Raw genomic sequence first — 3,496 nt, forward strand, 5'->3', positions numbered from 1 at the left:
TGGGGCGAGAGCGGTGCGGTGGGTTGCGCCGGCCCAGACACTGAAACCGGCGTCACCGCGCTCGTCGGAGACCTGCAGAACAAGTCCTGGACCCACGTAGAAGCGCGTGGGGAAGGCAGGACAGAACTGCCGCAGGGGCACGGGGAGAAGTCCTTCGGTGAGTTGGTCGATCTGCTGTTCCGTGACCTGGTCGCACAGAGCCACGTACTCCGCACCCATGGAAGCCTCGAAGAGCGAGAACTGCATGAGGAAACCGCTGAGAGGTTCCTGCTCGGCGATCGGAGGTTCGTCGTACTCACGGAACCAGACGGTCGGATCGGCTTCGGGACCGTCGAGCGTCCACAGCAGCGACCAGAAGAAACCTCCCTGGTTCTCTTCGCCGAAGACGAGCATCTCCCCCCTGGGATCGGTCTGAAGCTTGGAGAGGGGAAGGACTCGGTTCTGCGCTCCCAAACAGCGAGGGCGGTGCTGTGCCAGCCGGTAGAAATGCCCCAGTCCGTCAGGCAGATCCAAGGGAGGTGCCTGTACTGGCGGTAGTTCGGCAGTCTCGGACGCAGCGGGATACCAGCCGGTGATGAATTGTTCGAGCGCACTGACTCGGTCACCGTTCACCTGTCCGAGCCATTCCAGGTTCGGGAGATCTGCCGGCGGGAGGGAAGGGCGGACGCGGTCCAAGTCGGGCTTGCCCAGCGGTGAAGCGAGCCGAAGGGCACAGTCGGTGAGGACGTATTCGTCGGAGCCTGGACTGAGTACCGTACCGGCCCGGGTCACGGATCCAGTGCCTAGGTACACAAGGCCTTCCGAGTCCCGGACCGTCAGATGAACGGGCAACTTACTGTCATCTGTGCCCCACTCCCAGAGCTCTTCCACGAGCCGTTTTCTGACGGGGGTTGGCGCAGGACCCAGCAGACGGACCTCGTCGGCGTTCCACACGCAACTCCTGTCGAGCGCGTCCCCGGCTTCCACGATGATCAGCGTCCCGGCATCGCCGATGACGACGGTGGCGCTCCCGAAGGTGAAGCACTCCCGGGCCGCCATGCCACCGCAGAGCGCGTACGCCCACTCGTCGTCCACGAGTGACATGGGCGATATCTCACGAGAATGATCAACCATGTGCACATCTTCCTCGCCGATCCCACGCTCCTTGCCACATGCCGGATGTCGCCTGGCAGCAGCGGCCCAAGAGGTTTACCAACGCGGCTTGACATGGATCAAGCCGTCGTTCCTGTGGATGATGTACCGCTGTGGCTAGGGCGTGAAAGCGGGGCAGGAAACCGTCCTCGCTGTCGAGATCAGCCGTGACGGCTTCGAGTGGGCGCTGTGCCACGCGTGTCTGTCAGGCTACGTCCGCGGTGTACATCTCGACCGGCCGGCCTGGCATCGCCAGTTGAAGCGTTCGCCCGCTCGCGTGCAGTGGGACCCCGAGCGGGACCTGCACCTACAGCCCCTGCCGTACCGGTCCCTGCAACTCGGCCTGTCCGGGGAGGCCGTACGACGCTACGCCGACGAGTGGACGGTCGCCATCCGCGACGTGACCCCGCTCGCCCACGAGATCCATGCCCTCGTCAGCGGCGGCAACCTGGGCTGCGCGGCCCGGCTGCTGCCCCAGGAGCGCCCATACCCCGTTGGAGACCAACTCCTTGCCCACCTACAGGGATGACGGGCTGGTTGAGTGGCCTGACACGACCCCGCAGAGGAGGCTGCCGGGCAGGTGACCGTGGCCGATGCCGGTCACGGCCGCAGCGCCGTTCGCCCGCGCGGCCACCACCGAGCCGTGTCAGGCCGAATACAGCGGGCTGGGCCCCACTCGCCCGCTACCGCGAGACTCACCGGTCCCTGCCCGACCTCGTCAGGGCCGCGTTACGCCACTCGCGGCAAATGGGGCGGCGTTTCGGCCGCGTCCGATGTGCGCTACGTCTCATCCGCGGGCCGTTACACCGGATGCACGGCTGGTGTCTCAATGCCGAGTCCATAACACGAAGGAGACACGATGAACGGGAACGTCGAGGTGGTCGTGGTCGGCGGCGGGTACGGGGGCGTGACGGCGGCCAATCACCTGGCTCGGCACGATGGCGTGTCGGTGACCCTGGTCAATCCGCGTCCCGACTTCGTCTCGCGGATCCGCCTGCACCAGCTCGTGACCGGCTCCGATGACGCGGTCGAGGGCTTCGGTGAGGTCCTGGGCGGGAACGTCCGGCTGGTCGTCGACACCGCGACCCGGATCGACGCTGCCGAGCGCCGGGTGTCGCTGGCGGGCGGTGGCCCGGTCTCATACGACTACCTCATCTATGCGGTGGGCAGCGGCGCCGCCGATCCCGGCGTGCCCGGAGCGGCAGAGTTCGCTCATTCGGTGTCAGACCTCGAGAGGGCGGAACGACTGCGGTCGGCGCTGGCCGCGACGCCCGCGACGGCTCCGGTGACCGTGGTCGGGGCCGGCCCGACCGGCCTGGAGACCGCCGCCGAGCTGGCGGAAGGGGGCCGCAAGGTCACCTTGGTCTGCGGCGACGTACTCGGCCCCTCCCTGCATGTCCGGGTCCGCCGCCCGGTCGCCCGCCGGCTCGCCGAGCTGGGTGTGACCGTCCTCGAAGGTCCGCGCGCACGGGTGACGGAAGTGACACGCGACGCCGTACAGCTCGACGACGGCCGCGAGCTGCCCAGCGCGGTGACGATCTGGACCGCGGGATTCCGTGTCCCGGACCTGGCCGCCCGCAGCGGGCTGCGCACCGACACCGAAGGCCGTCTGCTCACCGACACGACGCTGACCAGTCTGGACGACGTGTGCATCGTCGCCGCTGGGGACGCGGCGGCGATGACGGACCGGCCATTCCGGATGAGCTGCCAGGCCGCCGTGCAGCTGGGCCCGGGGGCCGCCACCACGATCCTGCGCCGGATCGCCGGGAAAAAGCCCGCTCCCGTACGGTTGATGTTCGCCGGGCAGTGCCTCAGCCTGGGCCGAAACGAGGGCGTCACCCAGTTCTCCTACCTGAACGACAGGGTGAACGCGCTCCACATCAGCGGGCGGCTCGGTGCCAACGTCAAGAAGATCGCCTGCCGGTTCACCCTCAATCAGTTGGTGTCCGGGGCACGAAAGGCGCGCGCATCCCACGGTGACAGCACCGACCGCTTGGAAACGCCTCAGCCGGAACACCGCACGACGCCGTCCAGCACCCGACGCGCGGCCTAGCCGCCAAGTCCCCTTCTGGGACCGGACCGACCGGTCCGGCCCCAGAAGGACCGAGCCGGAGTGACAAGCACGCAGCGCCGCGGTCTCTTGTGCCGTGGCCGGGCGCCGGAGCGCCATTCCCACCAGCCCGCCCACCCCACATGGCCTGATCGGTAGGGAGGCTGCTGCCGACAAACCCGTCTTCGGACCGGGTACATTTCCACGGCCTGCTTCCGGCATGTGGGCCGACCGCCAGAGAGTGAAGCGCACGACATGAACGACCACGTCACCGACCCCGCGACCGAGGCCTTCGTCGCCCACCGCGACCTGCTG

General features: G+C 68.0%; 3 protein-coding genes. 2 read left to right on the forward strand and 1 reads right to left on the reverse strand.

Annotated features, from left to right (window positions below; all coding sequences use genetic code 11):
• A partial coding sequence (locus VXC91_RS43650; protein ID WP_329512899.1) for a hypothetical protein occupies positions 1 to 1,083 on the reverse strand: 1,083 nt, incomplete at its 3' end.
• Positions 1,084 to 1,255: 172 nt separating this feature from the next.
• Here VXC91_RS43650 and VXC91_RS43655 point away from each other — a divergent pair.
• Both VXC91_RS43655 and VXC91_RS43660 read left to right on the forward strand, forming a co-directional pair.
• The gene (locus VXC91_RS43655; RefSeq protein ID WP_408057619.1) at positions 1,256 to 1,660 is read left to right on the forward strand and encodes a DUF4291 family protein; all 405 of its coding nucleotides are present in this window, start codon (positions 1,256 to 1,258) and stop codon (positions 1,658 to 1,660) included.
• Positions 1,661 to 1,990: 330 nt separating this feature from the next.
• Positions 1,991 to 3,184 (forward strand): NAD(P)/FAD-dependent oxidoreductase, encoded by a 1,194-nt coding sequence (locus VXC91_RS43660; protein ID WP_329512900.1) that lies wholly within the window; start codon positions 1,991 to 1,993, stop codon positions 3,182 to 3,184.
• Positions 3,185 to 3,496: the final 312 nt, after the last annotated feature.

Origin of the sequence: Streptomyces chiangmaiensis (assembly GCF_036281785.1) — a bacterium.
Taxonomy (GTDB): Bacteria; Actinomycetota; Actinomycetes; order Streptomycetales; family Streptomycetaceae; genus Streptomyces; species Streptomyces chiangmaiensis.

Bases quoted from the DNA above. Each gene is read 5' to 3' on its own strand.
- VXC91_RS43660 (WP_329512900.1), top strand. From the start codon at position 1,991: ATGAACGGGAACGTCGAGGTGGTCGTGGTCGGCGGCGGGTACGGGGGC.